22 protein-coding genes and 2 pseudogenes are annotated in these 21,616 nt (G+C 59.7%); 18 read left to right on the top strand and 6 right to left on the bottom strand.

Annotated elements, in window-relative coordinates; all coding sequences use genetic code 11:
• Positions 1-9 precede the first annotated feature (9 nt).
• Positions 10-666 (top strand): hypothetical protein, encoded by a 657-nt coding sequence (locus MUN79_RS14075; protein ID WP_244678223.1) that lies wholly within the window; start codon positions 10-12, stop codon positions 664-666.
• Between the two features lie 85 nt (positions 667-751).
• On the opposite strand, the gene MUN79_RS14070 is transcribed toward MUN79_RS14075, so the two are convergent.
• Positions 752-1,948, bottom strand: a complete 1,197-nt coding sequence (locus MUN79_RS14070) for a phosphoglycerate kinase (RefSeq protein ID WP_244678222.1) — start codon at positions 1,946-1,948, stop codon at positions 752-754.
• A gap of 353 nt (positions 1,949-2,301) precedes the next feature.
• Between MUN79_RS14070 and MUN79_RS14065 the strand changes: the two genes are divergently transcribed.
• The 14 genes from MUN79_RS14065 (at position 2,302) to MUN79_RS14010 (ending at position 12,640) form a co-directional block, all read left to right on the top strand.
• Entirely contained in the window at positions 2,302-5,004 is a 2,703-nt protein-coding gene (locus tag MUN79_RS14065) for a D-alanine--D-alanine ligase family protein (protein ID WP_244678221.1), read from the top strand.
• Between the two features lie 220 nt (positions 5,005-5,224).
• A complete protein-coding gene (locus MUN79_RS14060) occupies positions 5,225-6,010 on the top strand; it encodes a PASTA domain-containing protein (RefSeq protein ID WP_244678220.1) in 786 nt (261 codons plus the stop codon).
• Between the two features lie 163 nt (positions 6,011-6,173).
• On the top strand, positions 6,174-6,992 hold the full coding sequence (locus tag MUN79_RS14055; protein WP_244678219.1) for a hypothetical protein: 819 nt from the start codon (positions 6,174-6,176) through the stop codon (positions 6,990-6,992).
• Between the two features lies 1 nt (position 6,993).
• Positions 6,994-7,188: a hypothetical protein gene (locus MUN79_RS14050; protein ID WP_244678218.1), complete on the top strand. Its 195-nt coding sequence runs from the start codon at positions 6,994-6,996 to the stop codon at positions 7,186-7,188.
• Between the two features lie 14 nt (positions 7,189-7,202).
• Positions 7,203-8,069: a T9SS type A sorting domain-containing protein gene (locus tag MUN79_RS14045; RefSeq protein ID WP_244678217.1), complete on the top strand. Its 867-nt coding sequence runs from the start codon at positions 7,203-7,205 to the stop codon at positions 8,067-8,069.
• Positions 8,070-8,152: 83 nt separating this feature from the next.
• Positions 8,153-8,452 (top strand): rhodanese-like domain-containing protein, encoded by a 300-nt coding sequence (locus MUN79_RS14040; protein ID WP_244678216.1) that lies wholly within the window; start codon positions 8,153-8,155, stop codon positions 8,450-8,452.
• A gap of 149 nt (positions 8,453-8,601) precedes the next feature.
• Entirely contained in the window at positions 8,602-9,054 is a 453-nt protein-coding gene (locus MUN79_RS14035) for a MarR family winged helix-turn-helix transcriptional regulator (protein WP_244678215.1), read from the top strand.
• Between the two features lie 42 nt (positions 9,055-9,096).
• The gene (locus tag MUN79_RS31020) at positions 9,097-9,297 is read left to right on the top strand and encodes an OsmC family protein (protein ID WP_311136809.1); all 201 of its coding nucleotides are present in this window, start codon (positions 9,097-9,099) and stop codon (positions 9,295-9,297) included.
• Positions 9,249-9,530 (top strand): Ohr family peroxiredoxin, encoded by a 282-nt coding sequence (locus tag MUN79_RS31015; RefSeq protein ID WP_311136782.1) that lies wholly within the window; start codon positions 9,249-9,251, stop codon positions 9,528-9,530. Before MUN79_RS31020 ends, MUN79_RS31015 begins: the two co-directional genes overlap by 49 nt.
• A 109-nt stretch (positions 9,531-9,639) precedes the next feature.
• Positions 9,640-10,665 (top strand): NADP-dependent oxidoreductase, encoded by a 1,026-nt coding sequence (locus MUN79_RS14025; protein ID WP_311136744.1) that lies wholly within the window; start codon positions 9,640-9,642, stop codon positions 10,663-10,665.
• A 91-nt stretch (positions 10,666-10,756) separates the two neighbouring features.
• A complete protein-coding gene (locus MUN79_RS14020; protein WP_244678214.1) occupies positions 10,757-11,065 on the top strand; it encodes a putative quinol monooxygenase in 309 nt (102 codons plus the stop codon).
• A gap of 39 nt (positions 11,066-11,104) precedes the next feature.
• On the top strand, positions 11,105-11,458 hold the full coding sequence (locus MUN79_RS32275; protein WP_311136743.1) for a type 1 glutamine amidotransferase family protein: 354 nt from the start codon (positions 11,105-11,107) through the stop codon (positions 11,456-11,458).
• The gene (locus MUN79_RS32270) at positions 11,428-11,784 is read left to right on the top strand and encodes a type 1 glutamine amidotransferase domain-containing protein (protein ID WP_311136742.1); all 357 of its coding nucleotides are present in this window, start codon (positions 11,428-11,430) and stop codon (positions 11,782-11,784) included. Before MUN79_RS32275 ends, MUN79_RS32270 begins: the two co-directional genes overlap by 31 nt.
• Before the next feature lie 118 nt (positions 11,785-11,902).
• Complete coding sequence (locus MUN79_RS14010) at positions 11,903-12,640, top strand: hypothetical protein (protein ID WP_244678213.1); 738 nt, start codon at positions 11,903-11,905, stop codon at positions 12,638-12,640.
• Between the two features lie 145 nt (positions 12,641-12,785).
• On the opposite strand, the gene MUN79_RS14005 is transcribed toward MUN79_RS14010, so the two are convergent.
• The 5 genes and pseudogenes from MUN79_RS14005 to MUN79_RS13985 all read right to left on the bottom strand — a co-directional run bounded on the left by MUN79_RS14005 (position 12,786) and on the right by MUN79_RS13985 (position 18,729).
• Positions 12,786-14,075 (bottom strand): T9SS type B sorting domain-containing protein, encoded by a 1,290-nt coding sequence (locus MUN79_RS14005; protein WP_244678212.1) that lies wholly within the window; start codon positions 14,073-14,075, stop codon positions 12,786-12,788.
• Positions 14,072-14,761 (bottom strand): hypothetical protein, encoded by a 690-nt coding sequence (locus MUN79_RS14000; protein ID WP_244678211.1) that lies wholly within the window; start codon positions 14,759-14,761, stop codon positions 14,072-14,074. The genes MUN79_RS14005 and MUN79_RS14000 overlap by 4 nt, the downstream gene beginning before the upstream one ends.
• 102 nt (positions 14,762-14,863) lie before the next feature.
• Positions 14,864-16,780 (bottom strand): RecQ family ATP-dependent DNA helicase, encoded by a 1,917-nt coding sequence (locus MUN79_RS13995; protein WP_244678210.1) that lies wholly within the window; start codon positions 16,778-16,780, stop codon positions 14,864-14,866.
• A 148-nt stretch (positions 16,781-16,928) separates the two neighbouring features.
• On the bottom strand, positions 16,929-17,741 hold the full coding sequence (locus tag MUN79_RS13990) for a hypothetical protein (RefSeq protein WP_244678209.1): 813 nt from the start codon (positions 17,739-17,741) through the stop codon (positions 16,929-16,931).
• A gap of 332 nt (positions 17,742-18,073) precedes the next feature.
• Positions 18,074-18,729: pseudogene (locus MUN79_RS13985) on the bottom strand (ABC transporter ATP-binding protein).
• 185 nt (positions 18,730-18,914) lie between these two features.
• Here MUN79_RS13985 and MUN79_RS13980 point away from each other — a divergent pair.
• The 3 genes and pseudogenes from MUN79_RS13980 (at position 18,915) to sucC (ending at position 21,458) form a co-directional block, all read left to right on the top strand.
• Complete coding sequence (locus tag MUN79_RS13980) at positions 18,915-19,121, top strand: hypothetical protein (protein WP_244678208.1); 207 nt, start codon at positions 18,915-18,917, stop codon at positions 19,119-19,121.
• The gene (locus MUN79_RS13975) at positions 19,103-20,050 is read left to right on the top strand and encodes a glycoside hydrolase family 113 (protein WP_244678207.1); all 948 of its coding nucleotides are present in this window, start codon (positions 19,103-19,105) and stop codon (positions 20,048-20,050) included. The genes MUN79_RS13980 and MUN79_RS13975 overlap by 19 nt, the downstream gene beginning before the upstream one ends.
• Positions 20,051-20,257: 207 nt before the next feature.
• Positions 20,258-21,458 (top strand): annotated as a pseudogene (gene sucC, locus MUN79_RS13970) (ADP-forming succinate--CoA ligase subunit beta).
• Positions 21,459-21,616: the final 158 nt, after the last annotated feature.

Genomic DNA, 21,616 nt, shown 5'->3' with positions numbered 1-21,616 from the left:
TATCATCCGATGCCCGCTTTGCCCTCGCCGCCACCCACTATTCGCCAGGTGTATCCTCCCCTGGGCTACACCCAACTCACGCTGCAGGAAACGGGGCTGCAAGTGGAAGAGAAGCGCTTTTTCAACCGCACCGAGATACTGATATCCTACGAAGACCTGATGCCCATCGGGGTGGCCCGGCAGCACAGCTTTCCGTTTCGCCTGACGCTGGCGGCGCTGTTTCTCACCTTTGGGTGCGCCAAAGCCGCCTACATGGTCGTGACGCTGGCCGGGCAGCGCGAGTCGGCCCTGTGGCTGCTGCTGATTCTGGGAGGCCTGCTACTGGCCATTGTTGCCTTCGCGCTGCGCCAGTGGCGCCACGACTTTGTGCTGACCACTGCCCGCGGCAATATTGCCCTGTTTGATAGTCGGCGCAACCGGTCGGCGCTGTACGATTTTGCCAACCTGGTGCGCGACCATACCATTCTTTACTTGCGCGAGCAGTACGCCGAGGTAGACCCCACGCAGCCCGCCGAGTCCCAGCTGGCCCGCCTGGACTGGCTGCAGCAAGTGGGCGTGCTAAACAAAACGCAGGTAGAGCAACGAAAAACCCGGCTCCTAGGCAAATTCTACGGTTCCCAGAGCGTACCCGGCAACGAATTTGGCTTGGCTCCCTCCGTCAACTAGCGCCTACTCCAGCCCTATAAATACAAAAAGCCACCGGCGCAATGCCGGTGGCTTTTTGCTTGCTAAGACATGCTGGTTAGCGGTTCTAGCGGCCTTCCAGGGCTGCTACGCCGGGCAGCTCCTTGCCTTCCATGTACTCGAGCAGCGCACCGCCACCGGTCGAAATGTAGGATACCTGGTCGGCAAAGCCGAGCTGGTTGACGGCCGCGGCCGAGTCGCCGCCGCCAATGAGGCTGAAGGCACCATTGGCAGTAGCTTCGGCAATGGCGCGGGCCACAAACTCGGTGCCCACGGCGAAGTTTGACATTTCGAATACGCCCATCGGGCCGTTCCAGAGGATGGTTTTCGACTGACGGATGATGGCGGCAAACGACTCGCGCGACTCAGGACCGATGTCGAGGCCCATCCAGCCGGCGGGAATATCGAGGTTGCCGGCCACGTCCACGTCGGAGTCGTTAGCAAACCGGTCGGAAATCATGCTGTCCACGGGCAATACCAGCTGCACGCCCTTGGCTTTGGCTTTCTCAATCAGGCTGGCAGCCAGCTCTACCTTGTCGGCTTCGAGCAGGGAGTTGCCGATAGAGCCTCCCTGGGCCACGGCAAAGGTGTAGGCCATGCCGCCGCCGATGAGCAAGTAGTCGACTTTATCCAGCAGCTGCTCGATAATGAGGATTTTGTCGGAAATTTTAGCCCCGCCCATGATGGCCGTGAAGGGGTGCTCGGGGTTGGTCAGCACCTTGCGGGCGTTGTCCAGCTCGCTCTGCATGAGGTAGCCGGCAATGCGGTTTTCGGGCGTGAAGTACTGGGCCATAACGGCCGTGGAGGCGTGCTTGCGGTGGGCCGCGCCGAAGGCGTCGTTTACGTACACGTCGCCGAGTTTGCTGAGCTTCTCGGCAAAAGCCGCGTCGCCTTTCTCCTCTTCGGCGTAGAAGCGCACGTTATCCAGCAGCAGGATTTCGCCGGGCTGCAAACCAGCGGCCAGTTGGGCCGCTTCCTGACCGATGACGTCGCCGCCGAAGCGTACGCTCGTGCCGTACTCCTGCTCCAAGCGGGCCACGAGGTTGCGCAGGGAGTTCTTGGTGTCGGGTCCGCCCTTGGGCCGGCCCATGTGCGAGAGCAGCACCACGGAGCCGCCGTCAGCCAAAATTTTCTTGATGGTCGGGGTGGCCATCCGGATGCGGGTGTCGTCGGTGATGCGCAGGTCGGCGTCGAGGGGCACGTTGAAATCGACGCGCACCACGGCCCGCTTGCCGGCAAAGTTGTACTGATCCAGAGTTTTCATGGAAAAGAATAGGTTGGAAGAGGTCTTACTACGGAGCGAATGTAAGCAGGTACGGCAATTGGTAGCATGCGGGCAGGTCGTCCAACACCGCTTTCCCAGGAAAAAACGGCTTTGATAGGTTCTACAAAGCAAATTTGGCCTGCCAAAACTGGTTTTTGGGGTTCGTCATCTTGCTTTCGCCTGTCAAAAATGCTCCGGGGACGATAGTAGCGCGAACTTTGTAGTTCGCGCATCTGCGCCGTTCCAACGGTGGCCGTTCCGGGGCACGAACTACAAAGTTCGCGCTACTGGCCGGGGCGGGGCGCTGCTGGCGCGTCGTCAATCCCCCAATCACTCGTACCTTTGCCCTACGTATGAAAATAGGCATCTTCTTCGGCGGCCCGTCGCGTGAGCGGGAAATTTCCTTTGCGGGCGGCCGCACGGTATACGATAACCTGGACAAGGCCTTGTTCCAGGCCGTTCCCATCTTTGTGGACAGCCGCGGCAACTTCATCTTGCTCGACTGGCACTACATCTACAAGGGCACCATCCGCGACTTTTACCCGCCCGTGTCGGCCCTGCCCGAGTCCCAGCACAAGCTGCAGGTGTACCTGGAAAGCCTGGGTGAGCTGAGCTCGGAGGAGCAGGATACGATTATCAGCGAAGTAGGCCGGCGCGTGCTGCCCAATGAGCTGCGTGAGCTCATGGACTTTGCCTTCCTGGCTCTACACGGTCCCGGCGGTGAGGATGGCGCCATTCAGGGCCTGCTCGAATGGTACGGCATCCCCTACTCCGGCTCCGGCGTGCTGCCTTCGGCGTTCGGGATTGATAAGATTGCCCAGAAAAAGCTGCTCAAGGCTCTGAACCGCCCCACGCCCGACTACCGCGTGCTAACTGCCGAGGAGTGGGACACGGCTGCCAGCCAGCCAGCTATTCTGGACTACCTGGTGCGCGAGCTGGGCTTGCCGCTGGTGTTCAAAGCGCCCCGCCAGGGCTCCAGCATCGGTATTTCCATTCTTCGCGAGGCCAATGCCGAGCAATTTGCCCGCGCCGTGGAGCGCAGCCTGTTCCGCAAAACCGTAACCCGCGAGGAGTGGAACCGCCTGGGCGAGCAAGACAAGATTGCCTGGGTTCAGCACTTGGTCGACATCCGCGACGGTATCGGCCTGCCGGTAGTTTTGGATGCCGAAACCGAGGTTATCTACCACCCCGAAACCCTGCTGAATACGCTCAATGAGCGGCTGCAAACGGCCGAAGCAGTGCGGCTGACTAACGTGGACGGCGAGGCCCAGGTGCTGGTCGAGTCCTTCGTGGCGGGCCGGGAGTTTTCGTGCATCGTAGTGGAAGACCCCTACGGCAACCCGCTGGCCTTGCCGCCGACGGAAATTGTGAAGGGCGAGGAAATGTTCGACTACCGCTCGAAGTACCTGCCCGGCCTCTCCCGCAAAATCACCCCGATTGACTTGCCCGAAGCGGAGATTCAACGCATCCGGGAGGCCTGCGAGGAAATGTTCCGCACCTTTGGCTTCCAGGTCTACGCCCGCATCGACGGGTTCTTGGGCAAAGACAACCAGCTGTTCCTGAACGACCCGAATACCACATCGGGCATGCTGCCGGCCTCGTTCTTCTTCCACCAGGCTGCCGAAATCGGCCTGAACCCTTCCCAGTTCCTCACCTACCTGATCCGCACCTCGCTAGCGGCCCGCCGCCGGGCCGGCATGAAGCCGGTGCACCTCGGGGGCCTGCTCACGCAATTGGACGAGGCCGTGGCGTCGCGCCAGCACGAGGAAAAGCAGCGCACCAAGGTGGCCGTGATTATGGGTGGTTACTCCTCGGAGCGCCACATTTCGGTGGAAAGTGGCCGCAACATCTACGAGAAGCTCAGCTCCTCGGTCAAGTACGAGCCCGTGCCCGTGTTTTTGACCGGCAACAGCCAGGAATTCCGCCTCTACGTGCTGCCCATCAACGTGATGCTCAAGGACAACGCCGACGACATACGGGAGAAAATCGAGTACGCCGAGGCCGGCCACTCGCTGCACCCCGTGCTCGAGCGGATTCGCGAGGAGGCCAGCGCCATTACCAGTACCTACGCCGGGCAGGCTACGGCTCAGCCCCGCCGCCTTTCCTTCGAGGAGCTGGCCCACGAGGTGGATGAGGTCTTTATTGCTCTGCACGGCCGCCCCGGCGAGGATGGGGCCCTGCAGAAGCAACTGGAGCAATTCGGCTTGCCCTACAACGGCTCGGGCGTGGAAAGCAGCAGCATTACCATCAACAAGTTTGAGACGAACCGCCGCCTGCGCGAGGCTGGTTTGCGCGTAGCCGAGCACCGCATGGCTGCCCGCCTGGAGTGGGAAGCCGACGCCGAAAGCTTCTACCGCAGCCTGGAAACCCAGTTTGCTTACCCCTTCATTGCCAAGCCCGCCGACGACGGCTGTTCCTCGGCCGTGAAGAAAATCAAGAACCGCGCGGAGCTCGAAGCCTTCTGCCAGCTCATCTTCCGCGACCAGGAAGACCTCATGCCCGCTCCCGCCACCGTGCTGAACTTGGGCTTCAAGGAAGAATTCCCGCAGAAGGACGCCTTCCTGGTCGAAACCCTGATTTCGCGCGACGGCGCCAAGCACTTCCTGGAAGTAACCGGCGGCCTGCTTACCCACTGGAAAGCTGATGGCACGCTGGAAATTGAGGTATTCGAAGCCTCCGAAGCCCTGGCCAACGGCGAAGTGCTGAGCCTGGAGGAGAAATTCCTGGCCGGCGAAGGTCAGAATATTACCCCGGCCCGCTACGCCCCGGACGTGCAGGAACGGCAGCGCATTTCGGAGGAAGTGAAAGCCGAGCTCAAGCGCGTGGCCGAGGTGCTCAACATCCAGGGCTACGCCCGCATCGACGCCTTCGTGCGGGTGCGCGAAACCGGTGCCGTGGAAGTCATCATCATCGAGGTCAACTCCCTACCCGGCATGACGCCCGCCACCTGCATCTTCCACCAGACGGCCCTCAACGGCTACACGCCCTACGACTTCATCGACCGGATTCTGGAATTTGGCAAGGAGCGCAACGCCAAGCTGACCACCGCCGGCTAGGAATACCAAATCCTTATTAGTAGGTCATGTCGAGCAAAGCGAGACATCTCGCGTGTTTATTCGCAGTAGTATTTAGTCACCATTGCACGCGAGATGTCTCGCTTTGCTCGACATGACGTTCATCCGGATGACGTGCTAAATAAAAAGGCATTATCGTCGTTTCGGCTTTTACCCCTACTTTTCCGCCTCTATTTCGGCGCTTCGCTTTAGTTTTCCTCCAATGTCATTTCTAAAATCAGATACGCCCATCGACGTCGTCAAGCACCTGCTGGTGATTGGGGCCGCCGGGGCGTTGCTGCTGTTCGGCTTCTTTTTCGTCTACCTGCCTATTACTACCAACCACGGCGAAACCATCGTGGTGCCCAAGATTACGGGCATGAAGCAGGAAGCCCTGGAAGACTACCTCGACGAGCGAAACCTGCGCTACTTCGTGGACGACAGCAGCTACAACCCTAATATTCAGCCCTTTACGGTACTAACCCAGGATCCCGCGCCGGGTGAGCGGGTGAAAGAAGACCGCAAAATCTACATCTCGGTGAGCATGAAAAACCCACCGGTGATAAAGATGCCTAAGCTGGTAGACGGCTCCCAGAAAAATGCCCAGATGATTCTGAGCAGCTACGGTCTGATGGTGGGCAAAATCATCAAGGTGCCCGATCTGGCCCAGAATGCCGTGCTCAAGCAGATGGTGAACGGAAAGGAAATTGCCCCCGGCGCCCCCATTGCCAAAGGCACCAGCGTGGACTTGGTGGTGGGCGACGGGCAGGGCAACCAGGAATTCCCGGTGCCTAACGTGGTAAACATGCCCCAGGATGAAGCTGCTACGCTGCTTGTGGGCCAGGGCCTGCAGGTGGGCGAAATCTTCTATCAGCCCGCCGAGGAAGGCCAGCTCGAAGGCACCGTGGTGAAACAGCGCCCCGTACCCTCGCCCGGTGCTACCATCCGCATGGGCCAGCTTGTGGACCTCTGGATTGCCGGCGACGCCCCTATCAAATCGGTTCAGTAACCACCGGCTTCAGATTCACCCTCTAGAAAAGACCTTTTCGGAACAACCGGAAAGGTCTTTTGCTTGTAGGCTCAGTACCTGCCCGGCCCCACCGGCTGGAGCTGTTTCACTGACTTGAAATATTCGGGCCCTTGCCCTCGTTTGGCTTACGTAACTTGCCTATATGACCCGTTCCTTACGTCTTGTATCCTCGCTATTATTCGGCGCCGGCCTGCTGCCCCTGCTGGCTCATGCCCAGGTGCCCGGTGCCCTGTCCGCCGACCCCAGCCGCACCCCGGCTCCGGCTAGCGCGGGGGCGGCCAACCGGCGGGCGGCTCTCAGCCTGCCCTTCTTCGACGACTTTTCGACCCAGCCCGAAGGCGCACCTAGCACCCAGCGTTGGGAGGCCGGTGGGGGCGTACTGGTCAACAACCGCTTCGTGCTGGCCCCACCGTCCCGCGGCGCAGCTACCTTCGACGGGCTCAATGCCAAGGGCCTGCCCCGCGGCAGCTTTTTCAGCGACACCGACACGCTTACCTCCCAGCCCATCGACCTGAGCGGGCTGACGGCGGCCAGCAACGTGTACCTGAGCTTTTTCTGGCAGGCCGGCAATATCGTGTCGGCCCCCACTGCGGCCAGCAGCTCGCGCCCGGTGTTTATCCAGCTGGAATTTCTGGGCAATGGGGGCCCACCGACTGGCGCATTATCTGGACCCAGCGCAGCCAGGGCCAGCGCACCGGCTTCCGCCAGCTTCTGTTCCCGGTTACGGACCCACGTTTTCTGCACGCGGGCTTCAAGTTCCGGTTTCACACCTCCGGCAACCAGTCGAACGTGGACAACGACGACGCCTGGAGCATCGACTACGTGCGCCTGGACCGCAACCGCTCAGCCACCGATTCCACCAACCGCGACATTACCACCAGTCGGCCGCTGGGCAGCCTGCTCAAGCGCTACACTGCCATGCCCGTCTGGCAATACAACGCCAGTTCGGCCCCAGCAATGAGTTGAACGACGTTATCAGCACAACGGTCAACAACCTGGGCCCCGGGCCCGCTAGCACCCCGGTCGACTGGCTGGGTACCCTGCAAGTACTGCCCGGCGGCGCCGTAGCTACTACCGTCAAGACGGGCCGCTCCCTGGACCCCGGCAGCCGGCAGACGCCGGTGGTAGTAGATGCCCGCCCCTGGCCATTCCGCTGACGCCGGAGGAAAAAGTGCTGCGCCACTCCATTTATCTGCTTACCGGCGAGGCAGCCACGGCACTAACTGTTCGCAACGACACCATTTCGCGGGTAACCGAGCTGCGCAACTACTACGCCTACGACGATGGCACCCCGGAGGCTACGCTTAGCATCGAGCGGTTTTCGACCACCGGTCTGCGCTACCGGGCCTACCGCTTCGACCTGAACAAGCCCGACCAGGTCCGCAGCCTGCGCCTATACCCGATTCTGCCCGCGGCGGCCGGCCGGGTGATTACCATCAACGTGTGGGACGACCAGAACGGCAAGCCCACGGCCCAGCCCAAGGCCACCCAGAGCTTCACGATTCCGGCCGCGCTGCCTGCCGGGCAGAGGTTTGTTGAAATCAACTTCCCGGCCCCGGTACCGGTTTCGGGCACGTTCTACGTGGGCTATGGGCACGGACAGTTCGGCAATGCTGTGGTACCCTTCGGCCTGGACCTGAACAACGCTCCTCCGGACGGCTACTTCCTCAAAAACACGTTTGGCGTGTGGGAAAACGCTTCATTTGACTTTTCCAGCGTGGGCGGCGCCCCGGCCGGAGCCATCATGATGCGCCCGGTGATGACCAATAATGCCACCGTAACGGCTACGGCCGATGCTCAGACGGCCGCCGCCTTTTCACTCTACCCTAACCCCAGCACCGGCCTGGTACGAGTGGAGGGCAATTACCAGCGCGCCGCCGTGCTCGATGCCATGGGCCGCACCGTCTGGACCCAGCCCGCGGCCCAGCTCGGTCAGGAAACTCTGAATCTGGAGCAGCTGGCGGGCGGGATATACGTAGTACAGCTTACCTTACCCAACGGACTTTTGGTGAACAAACGCTTGGTACTGGCCCGCTAGACGGCGGAATTCACGTATTCTTCAGTTGAATTGGCTATTGTTGCCGCTCAGTTGCCATTTGTTCCTTATCTACCTTTCTTTTTATGAACGACATCACCCCCGAAGAGCTGAAGCAGCGGCAGGCCGCCGGCGAAACCCCCATTATCCTGGACGTGCGCGAAACCTGGGAAAATGAGGAAGGCCGCATCGAAGGCAGCCAGAATATCCCGCTGGGCTCCCTGCCCGAAAAAATTGCCGACCTGGAAGAGCTTAAAGACCAAGAAATCATCGTGCATTGCAAAGGCGGCGGCCGCTCGGCCTCGGCCAAAGCCCTGCTCACCCAGCACGGTTTCAGCCACGTGCGCAACCTGCTCGGTGGCTACAGCGCCTACAAGGCCCAGTAGTTTAGCTACCCATTCTTGCCAATGCCGGCTCTGCTTTTGCGGGGCCGGCATTTTTTTGCCTCATGCTTACGCAGTTGCGAAACTGAACTAAATTAGATTGCGCACAATTAAACATTATACAATCAAAGCCGTTATACTTGCACAACCCAATGAGCAACGCCCCTTCCGCCCCTTCCGCCGACGCCCTGCTGCAGCTTGATAATCAGCTGTGCTTCCCGCTCTACGCCGTGTCGCGGATGCTGACCAAGGCGTACCAGCCCTACCTGCAGGCCCTCGACCTGACGTATCCGCAGTACCTAGTGTTCTTGCTGCTGTGGGAGCACGAGGAATTGACCGTGAAGGAGTTGGGCGAGCGGCTTTTGCTTGACTCGGGCACGCTTACTCCCCTGCTCAAGCGCATGGAGCAGAAGCAGTGGCTGAGCCGCCGCCGCGACCCGCGCGACGAACGGTCGGTGCTTATTGCCCTGCTTCCGGCCGGGCGGGCCCTGCGCGAGCCGGCCTGCCACATTCCCGAACAGCTGTTTCAGCACCTGGGTATGTCGCAGCCGGAATTCGAAACCCTGCGCACCCAATTACACACGCTTTTAACCCGGCTGGCCTAAGCCTCCGGCTTTCTTTCCCTAACCTCACATTTCTCTGTACCGATGAAAATCGAAAAAATCTTCACTGCGCAAGCCCTGGCCAAAGGCGGCCGCGACGGTCATGTTTCCACCAACAACAACGTGCTGGATGTAGACCTGAGCACGCCCAAGGAAATGGGCGGCCCCGGCAAGGCTGGCGCTACCAACCCGAGCAGCTGTTTGCCGCCGGCTACGCGGCCTGCTTTGAGGGTGCCCTGGGCGTAGCGGCCCGGCAGGCCAAGGTGAAGCTGGAAGGCGTAACAGTAGAAGCTTTCATTGGCTTTGGGAAGGCGGAAGACGGCGGCTACGGCATTTCGGCCGACCTGCACGTGAACATTCCCGGCGTCGAGCAGGCCCAGGCCGAGCAGCTGGTAGAAGCCGCCCACGGCATTTGCCCCTACTCGCGCGCTACCAAAGGCAATATCGAAGTGACCCTGAATACGACGACCAACGCGTAATTCAGGCGTAAAAACCGAGCTGTCATCCGGAGCTGAAGAGAGTCTTCCAAGCCGTGGGCCCTAGTGCCGCGCTGAGGAAGGACTTTTCACCGCTCCGGATGACAGTTTATTGTTTCTATCCGCTCCACTCTGCTGCTATGAAGACCCAAACCATTTTGCTGGCCAGCCGCCCCAGGGCCTGCCCACGGCCGCCCAGTTCCAGTTTGAAACTCGGGAGCTGCCCGCTCCCACTGCCGGCCAGGTGCTGCTCAAAACCCGCTACGTGTCCGTCGACCCTTACATGCGGGGCCGCATGAACGAGGGTAAGTCCTACATTGCGCCCTTCGAGGTGGGTGAGCCAATTGCGGGCGGCGCCGTAGCTGAAGTTATTGAAAGTCAGAACGACGCCCTGCCCGTGGGCAGCGTAGTGGTAGGCAACTTGCCCTGGCAGGAATATAGTCTCTCCGATGGCAAGGGCCTGAACCGGGTACCTACCGACCAGGCGCCGGTCAGCTACTTTCTGGGCCTGCTGGGTATGCCTGGGCTGACGGCTTACTTTGGCCTGCTCGACATCTGCCAGCCCAAGGCTGGCGAAACCGTGGTAGTATCGGGTGCGGCCGGGGCCGTGGGCATGATCGTAGGCCAGCTGGCCAAGATTCAGGGCGCCCGGGTGATTGGCACGGCCGGCTCCGACGAGAAAGTAGCCTACCTGCGGCAGTTGGGCTTCGACGAGGCCATCAACTACAAAACCACACCTGATATTGCCCAGGCCCTGGCCGCGGCAGCCCCGGATGGCGTCGACTGCTACTTCGACAACGTGGGCGGCCCCATTACCGACGCCGTCTACGACTTGCTCAACAAATACGCCCGCATTGCCCTCTGCGGCCAGATTGCCAGCTACAATGACACGGAAACACCCGTGGGCCCGCGCCCCGAGGGCAAGCTGCTAAAGACCAGCGCCAAGTTGCAGGGCTTTATCGTGGGCAACTACTACAACCGCTGGCCCGAAGGCATGCAGAAGCTCACAGAATGGTACAGCCAGGGCAAGCTGCAGTTTGAGGAAACCATTACCGAGGGCTTCGACCAGATTCCGGCGGCTTTTCTGGGCCTATTCAAAGGCGAAAACACCGGTAAAGCCATTGTAAAAACAGCCTAGCCCTGCTCCAATTAAGGTGACGAACGAACTGCGGGGTAGCCCGGCGGTTGTACACTCCGAAACCCAGCTTACCCCTTCAAAACCTCATTTCATGACGAATTCAGCAGATATCTATTGCGTAGCGGCAGAGTGGCTGGTGCAGCCCGGCCACGAAGAAACGGTAGGCCGCCTGTTGCGGGAAGCCGCCCAGGCCGTGCGAGCCAACGAGCCCGGCAACCTGGTGTACACGGCCCACCAGTCGGCCGAGGAGCCGGCGCGCTTCTTCATCTACGAGCAGTACGTCAACCAGGAGGCTCAGCTAGCGCACCGCGAAACGGCCGACTTCAAGCGCATCGTGCTGGGCCAGATTGTGCCGCTGCTGGCCGAGCGCAAAACCACCTTCTACCGGCTGCTGCTGTAACGCTGCGCCCCATCTTTTCCACTCTGTAACAAACGCACCATGAACATTCTGATGGTATTGACTTCCCACGACCAGCTGGGAAACACGGGCCACAAAACCGGCTTCTGGCTGGAAGAGTTTGCCGCGCCCTACTACGTTTTCAAAGACGCCGGCGCCACCCTGACCCTGGCTTCACCGGCCGGCGGCCAGCCACCGCTGGACCCCAAGAGCGACGACCCCAGCGCCCAGACCGAAGCCACCAAGCGCTTCAAAAATGACCCCGCTGCCCAGCAGGTTCTGGCCAATACGGTGCAGCTCAGCACGGTTTCGGCCGCCGACTACGACGCTGTATTCTACCCGGGGGCCACGGTCCGCTCTGGGATTTGGCCGAGGACAAGAAGTCTATCGAACTGATTGAGAGCTTTTACGCCGCCGGCAAGCCCGTAGCGGCCGTGTGCCACGCGCCCGGTGTGCTCCGCCACGTGAAAGCCGCCAACGGGAAGCTCCTGGTGAAAGGCAAGCAGGTAGCGGGCTTTACCAACACCGAGGAAGCCGCCGTGCAGCTCACCGACATCGTGCCTTTCCTGGTGGAAGACATGCTGGTGCAGGCCGGGGCCAACTACTCCAAAGCTGCCGATTGGCACCCCTACGTCGTCACGGAAGGCCACCTGATAACGGGCCAGAACCCGGCCTCTTCCGAGCCGGCTGCCGAAGAGCTGCTCAAGCTGCTGCAGAAGTAACGGCAGCGCTGCTACCCCTAAGCCGCCCCGGCTGCCCTGACTTCAGGCGCAGCCGGGGCGGTTTTTTTATACCGGCTTGCTATTTTACCGCCTGATCATCCATCCTAACCCTCCCATTATGAAAGCAAGCCTGGAACAGAAGGTGAATTTTCTAACCGCTTATTGCCTGGTCAGCACCCTGGCCTTCGGCTTTTTACTGCTGTCTTCTTTTCAGGGTAAAGGCCCAAGTCAGACCCTGGAGGAGCTTACCGTCAAACGAATCAATGTGGTGGGCGAAAACGGCAGCTTGAAGCTGGTAATCAGCAACAAAGAGCGGCAGCACCCGGGACGCATGAATGGCAAAGATTATCCGAAGCGGGAGCGGCAAGCGGGCCTGATCTTCTTTAACGACGAGGGGGATGAATGCGGGGGCCTGGTGTATGCCGGCGAAACCAAGAATGGCGAAACCAACTCGGGCATGTCTTTCACCATGGATCAGTATCATGACGACCAAGTGATTCAAATTCTCAATGCCGAGTCGTATGCCAATGGCAAAAGCAGCATCCGCCGCGGTATCAGCATAAACGACTACCCCGTCGGCTCGAATGTGGACGTGCGGACGGAGAAGATTAAGGCCCTGGAAAAAATCCAGGACAAGGCGGTACGAGAGCAGAAGATAACCGAGCTGCTCGCGCAGGAAGGGTCGAAAAGCCGGGTGTTTCTGGGCCGGACCTCCAGCAATAGCTCCGGCCTTTACTTATACGGCCCCGACGGTAAGGCCAAAATGAAGCTCTACGTAGACGCCGCCGGCAAGCCCCGCCTGGAAACGCTCAACGACAAAGGCGAGGTTACGAGCCATCTGGCTGACTCAAAATAGTAGCCTGAACTTAGCTGGGCACAAGTTCGTCAGAGCCCGATAGGCCCAAAGGGGCGCCCCACTGTCCTAGTTTCAGGCACAGCCGGGGCGGCTCTTTGGGTTCTACCCGCCTTAGTGGGAAACCTAGCCCGCTTTCGTTAGCGTACTACTTCAACCCAGCCTTTAACCTGGGGCTCGGGCACAGCGTGGGGTTTTCGAGCACGTAGTAATACACATCGGCGGCTAATCCGTCGGCGGCCCACTCGTTGGTATAGCTCTGGGTTTGGTAAACCAGCCGGCCCCAGCGGTTGAAAATACGCAGCCGCGTTTCGGCTGGCAGGGCCCGAACCACCCACCGGTCGTTGATACCGTCGGCGTTGGGAGTTATAACATTGGGCAACGATGTGGGCCGGGCCAGGTCAGCGGCGGTTTGCGTGTAGCGTGTTTGGTAGCGGCAGCCAGCCAGCGTACTGATTTGCACGGTATACACGCCTGGGGTGGTAACCGTCAAGACCGGGCCAGTAGCCCCGGTGTTCCACCCAAACGAACTGCCGGGCTCCGCTCCTACGACGCGCAGCGTACGCTCGGGGCCACATACGGTCGAATCGACGACGATACGCACTGGCGCCGGCGCCTCGACCACGGCATCCGGACAGGCGGCGGGCAAGGTGATACGGGCCACAAAACCGTCGTATATCTTGGTAGCCAATGGCCCGAGATTAAAGCCCAGATAGGCAGCGTTGCTGAAAGTGCCCGTTACGAGCAAGTGCCGACTATCCAGGGCATGGATACCCCCGGCAAAATCATCCCCGGCAAACTCGTAGTCTCGACCGTTTCCGTTACCACCAGCGGTGGTTAGCCACTGCCACTGACCGTCTTTTCCGCTGAGCTGACCAACGAATATATCCGGATTCTTGCTGGTGCTATTTACCTCAGGCAAGGTGCCGAAGCGGCTTCTGCCCGCATAGTTATTCATGATAACGACGTCGCCGTTGGGCATTGCAGCCAGCCCGCCATGGCCTAGAGGCCGCCCCGTTCCACCACCAGACGCGGCCCACTGCCACTGCCCATCGTCGGGGCGAAGCCGCCCCACAAAGGAACTGTAACGGCCTAGTCCACGCGGCAGCGTCAGGGCATCAAGCCGAGCAGTGCCCATGTAGCTTCCACTCACCGCCAAGTCCCCGCTCGGCAGCTTTATCAGGCACTGGCCTTGCGCCAAACTATCGGACTGAACTTGCTGTACCCAGTGCCACTGGGCACGGGTAAGGTCGAGGCGGGCTACAAAAGCGCGAGGCACGGTCAAGCCACTGATGGCGGGCAACTTGCCTAAGGAGATGGGAGCTTGCAACGTTCCGGCCACCGCCAGGTCACCATTGGCTAAGGATACGATGTCGGTTACGCCATCTGCTCCAGGCCCACCGGCACTCAGGGCTTGCAGCCATTGCCCGGTATTCAAGTTGAGACGAGCAACGAATAAGTCGAAATTGACCGTAAAGCTGCCGGGGCCGCCGGGCAAAGCAGATGCCAGCAGCGGCAACGAGCCAAGCTGTAGATTACCATTAAACGTGCCGGCCACCACCAGCTCCCGGAGCCTTGCAAGGCCATAGCCATGGGCTGCGCGTGCATGAATGCTCCGCGGGTGGCCACCTGCGCCACCCAGCGCCAGCGCCCAGTGGCCCCATCCAGCCGCCCGACGTAGCCGTCATAGGTGCCCTGGCCAAACAAGGTGGTCAATGAGCCAAATGTGGCCCCACCATAGCCATCCACAAAGGACCCTAGGACAATAACGTCATTATCCGGCAGCACCAGGGTGCGCGTGGCCAAAGTATTGTGCGGACTCTTCACCGTGGCGCTCCACAGCCACTGGTTGGTTTGGGCCGACCGTCTGGCTACGTAGGCATTGGTGTAGCCTTCAGTTCCGACCCGAAGCGTGGGTCCTAACCGCATAGAACCCGATACAGACCCGGTTACTACTACATCCTGATTGGCCGCCAGAGCAGAGCTGTTGATAGTGCCCCAGTATTGCTCTGCCTCCGTGCGAGCCAGCAGTTCCCAACTCTGGGCTGCTGCGGTGGATATACAGGCCACACTAGCCGCTACGGCACATACTGCTCCGCGGAGCCAGTGAGGAAGCCAAACCATAAAGAAGCCGGGTAACTTTGTTTTCATCAGCAGTATGTAAGTCAACCAAATAGATAGAGCCAGGCAAAGCTAACCCGGATAGCAAGACCAAGTGGCTCTACCCTAGTCGTCCGTCCGGGGCATAGCGCAACTGGCCCAGCTCCACCAGCTCCCGCAGTTGCTCGGTAATCTCAGTGGCCTGCCCCGGCGCAAAGTGGGCCAGTACTTCCCGAGGCGTCTGGGCGTGGCCTTGAGCAGCTGCACCAGCTGCTCCCGCAGCCCGGCGGTCGGCGTGGCAGCCTGCTTGGCTTTCTTCTGGGCCAGACAATAGTCGCACACCTTGCAGGCAGCCGCATCCAGCTCCCCGAAGTACTCCAGCAGCAGCTGTTGGCGGCAGCGCCCACCCTGGGCGTAGCGAATCACCGACTCGGTTTTGTGCACGGCCAGTTCCCGGGCCTGGTTGAGCCGCTTCTGGTCCAAGGGCAGCTTCTCGGCATCGTAGCGGCCGGTGGTAAACAGTGCCTGGGGCGACTCGTGCTTGGGCTGGTACTGAATAATGCCCGAGCGGTGCAGGAATACCAGCATTTTGCGCACATCCAGCACGCTTTTCTTCAGGTGCTGGGCCAGGCTGTTCTCCGAAATCCGCTGGAAGCCGACAAACAATTCCCCGCCGTTGAAGCGCAGCAGGCTTTTAATAAGCTGGTCGTGCTGGGCATTGGCTACTTGGAACCGGTACAGGTCGGTGTGGTCGATGGGAATGTGCACCCGGGCCGGGTTATTCACGGCCTCATTTACCTGCACGAAGCCTTCCCGCTCCAGGGTCCGCAGGCTGTTATGCGCGTCCAAGGCCTTGATGCGGTAGGTTTCGGCGAATTGCTGCAGGTCAAAGTCGAAGGCTACCAGCTCGCCGCCGCCTACAGCCGTACGCGAGAAGTTGGCCAGGGCCTGGTACACCCGCCGCACCGTGTCGAGGGGTGGAAAGGCCTGCTGGGTACGGCGGCGCAGCTCGTCGGCATCGTTGGGACCTTGCAGCAGCACGGCAAAGGCATACTTCTCGTCTCGCCCGGCCCGGCCCGCTTCCTGGTAGTAGGCTTCCAGATTATCTGGCGCGTCGAGGTGCACGACCAGGCGCACATCGGGCTTATCAATGCCCATTCCGAAAGCGTTGGTCGCCACGATGCAGCGGATGCGGTTCTGCATCCAGTCCTGCTGGGTACGGGTGCGCTGTTCCGAAGGTAGCCCCGCATGATACGGCGCGGCCTTCATCCCGGCCTGCTGCAGAAACGCAGCCGTGTCTTCGGTTTGGCGGCGGGTGCGGGCATACACGATGCTGGTTTTGTCGGCCCCTACCCCGCGCACCACTTCTTCCAGCCGCCGCAGCTTATCCTCAGTACTCAGCACCGAATACGAGAGGTTGGGCCGGGCAAAGCTCTGCTGAAACACCCGGTGGCTGGCCCCGAAGCGCAGCTTCTCCACAATATCCTGGCGCACTTGCTCGGTGGCCGTGGCTGTAAGCGCAATGCAGGGTACCCCCGGCAGCAACTCCCGTAGCTCGGCAATGCGCAGGTACGGTGGCCGGAAATCGTAGCCCCACTGCGAGAGGCAGTGGGCCTCATCCACGGCCAGCAGACTCACCTTCATCTTCTTGACCCGGGCCTGAAACATGTCGGTCAGAAGCCGCTCCGGACTCACGTAGAGAAACTTTACCGGCCCGTACACGCAGTTGTCCAGGGTCTGGTCAATTTCGGTGTGGCTCATGCCCGCATATACCGCCTCGGCCTTGATGCCGCGCTTGCGCAGGTTTTCTACCTGGTCTTTCATCAACGCAATCAGCGGCGACACGACTACGCACAAGCCCGGCCGGGCCAGAGCCGGCACCTGAAAGCAGATGCTCTTGCCCCCACCCGTCGGCAGCAAGGCCAGCGTATCCTGCCCGGCCAGCACCGAGCGGATAATATCCTCCTGCATGGGCCGAAACGCCGAATGGCCCCAGGTTTGGCGCAAAACCAGCAGAATATCGTCGGTGGGTAGCTGTGACAAGGCCTAAGAATACGAGAGTAGAATAGAACAGCGAAGGTAGGGCCGCCGGGCGGGAAACGGAAGACGCCTGTTGTGATTACCAAGCAGGCAAACAAAAAAGCCCGGCTCCATACGGAACCGGGCTTTCGATATAAGATCCTCCTGTAGCTTAAGCGGCAGCCGACTCGCCGTTCTCACGGTCGTCGATGGCCTTCTTCAGCTTGTTGATAGCCGAGGTGGCGCGCTCTTCGTCCAGACGGTTGATGTTCAAGAGCATCTTGGTCTTTTCCTGACGGGTAATCACCGGATGGTTGAGCAAGCGGATGATTTCCTCTTTCTGCGACGCCGTAGCATAGGCTACTGCGGGAGCGGCAGCTTCAGCGGCCACAGGCTCAGCGGGTACGGCCTTCATGGCCGCGGCTACCTGGGCAGCGGGAGCTTCCTGAGGAGCCGGAACAGCAGCAACCACCTTCGCATCGGTCGTGTTTCCGCCGTAATCCATTTCCTCAGCCGGGGTGGGCTCGTAGCCCGCCGCCCGGATAATCCAGGCCAGGATGTTGCGGTAGGCTTTGCCGATAGCCCGGGTCTGGGCCATGCTCATGATGGCAAACTCCTGGTAGAACTTCTTGCCCTGCTCCTTATTCGAGCAGATAGCGAAGCCCGCACCTACCGTGTGGCCGCTGCGCAAGTCGAACAGCGTCACTTTGGCCTGATATTTCAGTTCCGTCTCGGTGCTCACGTTGATGACGTGGTCCACGATGGGCACGATGCCCAGGCGCGAACCGGCGTACTGCCAGCCTTCCACGTTCACAAACTCCTTGCCCTGCACCGTAGTGCTGAGCTTATTCTCTTTAATGAACTTGGCCAAATCCGTGGCCAAGTGCAACGTCTCGTCGGAGCGAGCAATGTCGTAGCTCTCGACTTTGGTCTTGTTGACCTGGTTCTTGGGTGCTTTCGTGGCTTCGTTCATGGCGGTTTCCATAAGTGTCCTGTAGTACGTTCTGTTGTTCTATTAGTAAACTAAAGTACGGGGTTTTTGGTGCAAAAAACCAGTACTTTTTTAGTAATTTTTATTACTGATTATCAACTACTTGCAAAGTATTTTCAAATACCTCATTTCTAACCATGTTAGCAGAATAGCTAACGTAAGCCATATACTATGTGTTCCCGGTCTTCTAACTATATGCTAAATTCTTTAGTCAGAACCTGACAGACGTTGCTTACTAGCCTGGCAAACAAAAAAGCTCTGCCGGACCAGTAGTCCAACAGAGCTTTTAACGATTTTATTCTGAGCTGGTTATCGAAAGCTTGGGGCTAGCCTTCCCAGATGTTGCCGTCCTTCATCGTGATTTTACGGTCGGCCATTTCGGCCAGCTGGTCGTTGTGGGTCACAATTACGAAGGTTTGCCCGAGCTCTTTGCGCAGCAAAAAGAAAATCTGGTGCAGCTCCTGGGCGTTTTGGGAGTCGAGGTTACCGCTGGGCTCATCGGCAAAGATGATTTCGGGCGAGTTGATCAGAGCCCGGGCTACGGCCGTGCGCTGCTGCTCCCCGCCGCTCATTTCCGAGGGCTTGTGGTCGGCGCGGCGCTCCAGGTTGAGCATGCCGAGCAACTCGCGGGCCCGCACCCGGGTTTCCTTTTCTGAGCGGCCGGCCAGATACGCCGGCAGGCACACGTTTTCCAGGGCCGTAAACTCAGGCAGCAGGTTGTGAAACTGGAAGATGAAGCCGATGTGCCGGTTGCGGAACTTGGCCAGATTGGCCCGGCCCAGGGAGCTGACCGAGGTGCCATCAAACAGCACTTCGCCCGAATCGGGGTTGTCGAGGGTGCCCAGAATGTGCAGCAGCGTACTTTTTCCGGCCCCGAGGAGCCGACAATCGACACGATTTCTGATTTTTCAATCGTTAAATCAATGCCCCGGAGCACTTCCAGCGTGTTGTATTTCTTCCGAACGTTGATGGCCTGCAGCAAGGGAAAGCAGAATTGAATGGGCGCGTATTAAAAACAAATCTACGGAATGTAGGGAGTTGTCGGGTTTCAAGTGCAGATTAGCTACGGGTTACCGACCAGCTCCTCCGGCCTGCTACGCATAAAACGTGGGTAGTGCTGCCTGCGGGCCTAATTTCTTTTTTGCTCACTTCGCGCTTCAGCCCAGTATGGTTGCTTTGTTTGCTTCGCGCCAGTGGCTGTGGGCCGGTCCTGCTCTGATGCTGGGTCTGTTCCTGGCCCTGGCCGCTTCCTGGTGGCACTGGCCCCACTCGCCCACTCCGCTCCCGCCCTCCCCGGCCACCGCCCGGCCCTTGGCGGAGCTGCTGGCCGACGGCCGCTTCCGGGCGTCAGCTGGGTGGCGGGCGACTCAGTAACCGGGGCCGACCTGGAGCCTCTCACGCGGGCTCACGTGACCTGGATAGCCCAGATGCCCTTCGGCTGGCAGGCCGCCGCAACCCAGCCCACAGTGCAGCTTCACACCGGCACCCGCACTGGGCAGCAGCGGCGCCGGGGCCTGTGGGGCGAAACCGACTTTGGCCTCATCTATACCGCGCAACTGGCCCAGCAGCGCGGCATTCAGACGCTGCTCAAGCCCCACCTCTGGGTGCGCGGGCAAGGCGCCTGGCCCGGCAGCATCGAGATGCAGACACCTGCCGACTGGCAGGCCTGGTTTGCCGCCTACTCTACATTTATGCTGCACTACGCCCAGCTAGCCGAGGCTAACCACTTTGCCGGGCTCTGCATTGGTACCGAGTTGGGCAAAACCGTCAGTCACGAGAAAGAGTGGCGTACTCTTATTAAACAGGTGCGCAATGTGTACCACGGTCCGCTGACGTACGCGGCTAACTGGAGCGGGGAGTTTGAACAGGTCCGCTTCTGGGATGCACTGGACTTCATCGGCATTCAGGCGTATTTCCCGTTGAGCAAAACGTCGAGTCCGCCTCAGGCCGAGCTGCTGGCCGCCTGGCAGGCGCACAAAGCGGCTATTGAGCGGGTGCAGCGCAAATACAAAAAGCCGGTGGTCTTCACGGAGGCCGGCTACCGCAACACCGCCGACGCGGCCATCGAGCCCTGGACCTGGCCCGACCGGACGGCCGTGTTTTACACCGCGGACGAGCAAACCCAGGCCGCCTGCTACGCGGCATTGTTTGAGACCTTCTGGCCCCAGCCCTGGTTCAAGGGGCTCTTTATCTGGAAATGGTACCCCGGCCTGCAGCCCGACGGCCCCGCCCGCCGCCACGCCGACTTTACGCCCCAGCACAAGCCCGCCGAGCAGATTATGGCCCAGTGGTACGGCCGGTAGTTCTACTTCTGTCTAAGCCTGGGGCCAGCAGGAGGCTGAGAACAACCGATTGTCCGGCTAACAAATCGGGCTAATGGTGGTTAAAAAGGCGTTTTTCAGCTTCTGCTAGCTGGATTCCCTGGCCATGCTCGCAATGACAGCGAATAATGCCTACTTTCGTGGCCTAGTAGAACACCACCCCGTCAACCCCCATTGAACTGACCCTCTATGAACATTCACGAGTATCAGGGTAAAGAAATCCTCAAAAGCTACGGCGTCCGCGTGCAGGAAGGCATTGTAGCCGACACTGCTGAAGAAGCTGTAGAAGCGGCCAAGAAGCTGACCGCCGACACCGGCACCAGCTGGCACGTGATTAAGGCCCAGATCCACGCGGGTGGCCGCGGCAAAGGGGGCGGGGTGAAACTCGCCAAAAACCTGGAGCAGGTAAAAGACATTGCCGGCCAGATCATCGGCATGCAGCTCGTAACCAAGCAAACCGGTGCCGAAGGCCGCAAAGTGCACAAAGTACTGGTGGCCCAGGACGTGTACTACCCTGGTGCTTCCGAGCCCAAGGAATACTACATGAGCGTACTGCTCGACCGTACTTCCGGCAAAAACGTCATCATCTACACCACCGAGGGTGGCATGGACATCGAGGAAGTAGCCGAGGCGCATCCCGAGAAGATTCACAAGGAAGTAATTGACCCCGCGTGGGTCTGCAGGGCTTCCAGGCCCGCAAAATTGCCTTCAACCTGGGTGTAGAAGGCGAGGCGTTCAAGGAGATGGTAAAGTTCGTAACGGCTCTTTATAAGGCTTACGACGAAACCGACTCCTCGATGTTCGAAATCAACCCCGTGTTGAAGACCTCGGACAACAAGATCCTGGCCGTAGACGCCAAGGTAAGCCTCGACGAAAACGCCCTGTATCGTCACAAAGACTTCGTAGCCCTGCGCGACACCAACGAGGAAGACCCGCTGGAAGTAGAAGCTTCGGCTTCGAACCTGAACTATGTGAAGCTCGACGGCAACGTGGGCTGCATGGTGAACGGCGCTGGTCTGGCCATGGCTACCATGGATATCATCAAGCTGAGCGGTGGCGAGCCCGCCAACTTCCTCGACGTAGGGGCGGAGCCAATGCCCAAACCGTAGAAGCCGGTTTCCGCATCATCCTGAAGGACCCAAACGTGAAGGCCATTCTGATCAACATCTTTGGCGGTATCGTGCGTTGCGACCGGGTAGCCAACGGTGTCGTGGAAGCCTACAAGAACATTGGCGACATCAAAGTGCCAATCATCGTGCGCCTGCAGGGTACCAACGCTGAGGAAGGTGCCCGCATCATCGACGAGAGCGGCCTGAAGGTATTCTCGGCCGTATTGCTGAAAGATGCTGCCCAGAAAGTAAAAGAAGTTCTGGCTTCGCAAGGAGTATAAGGTCAGTTATTTCCGTTGCCGGAAATAACTAAAAAGCCCGCTCGCTAGCTGAGCGGGCTTTTTTATGCTACATAATCATGTGATTATACTATATCATCAACAGGTTGCTAACAAATTATTCCAGTTTATGCAATACAGCCGGGTAAAAACCTACGCCG

The sequence above is a fragment of the Hymenobacter cellulosilyticus genome, from assembly GCF_022919215.1.
In the GTDB taxonomy this organism is placed as follows: domain Bacteria; phylum Bacteroidota; class Bacteroidia; order Cytophagales; family Hymenobacteraceae; genus Hymenobacter; species Hymenobacter cellulosilyticus.
Note: the sequence above shows the minus strand (reverse complement) of the source record. Positions and strands in the feature narration are given on the sequence as shown.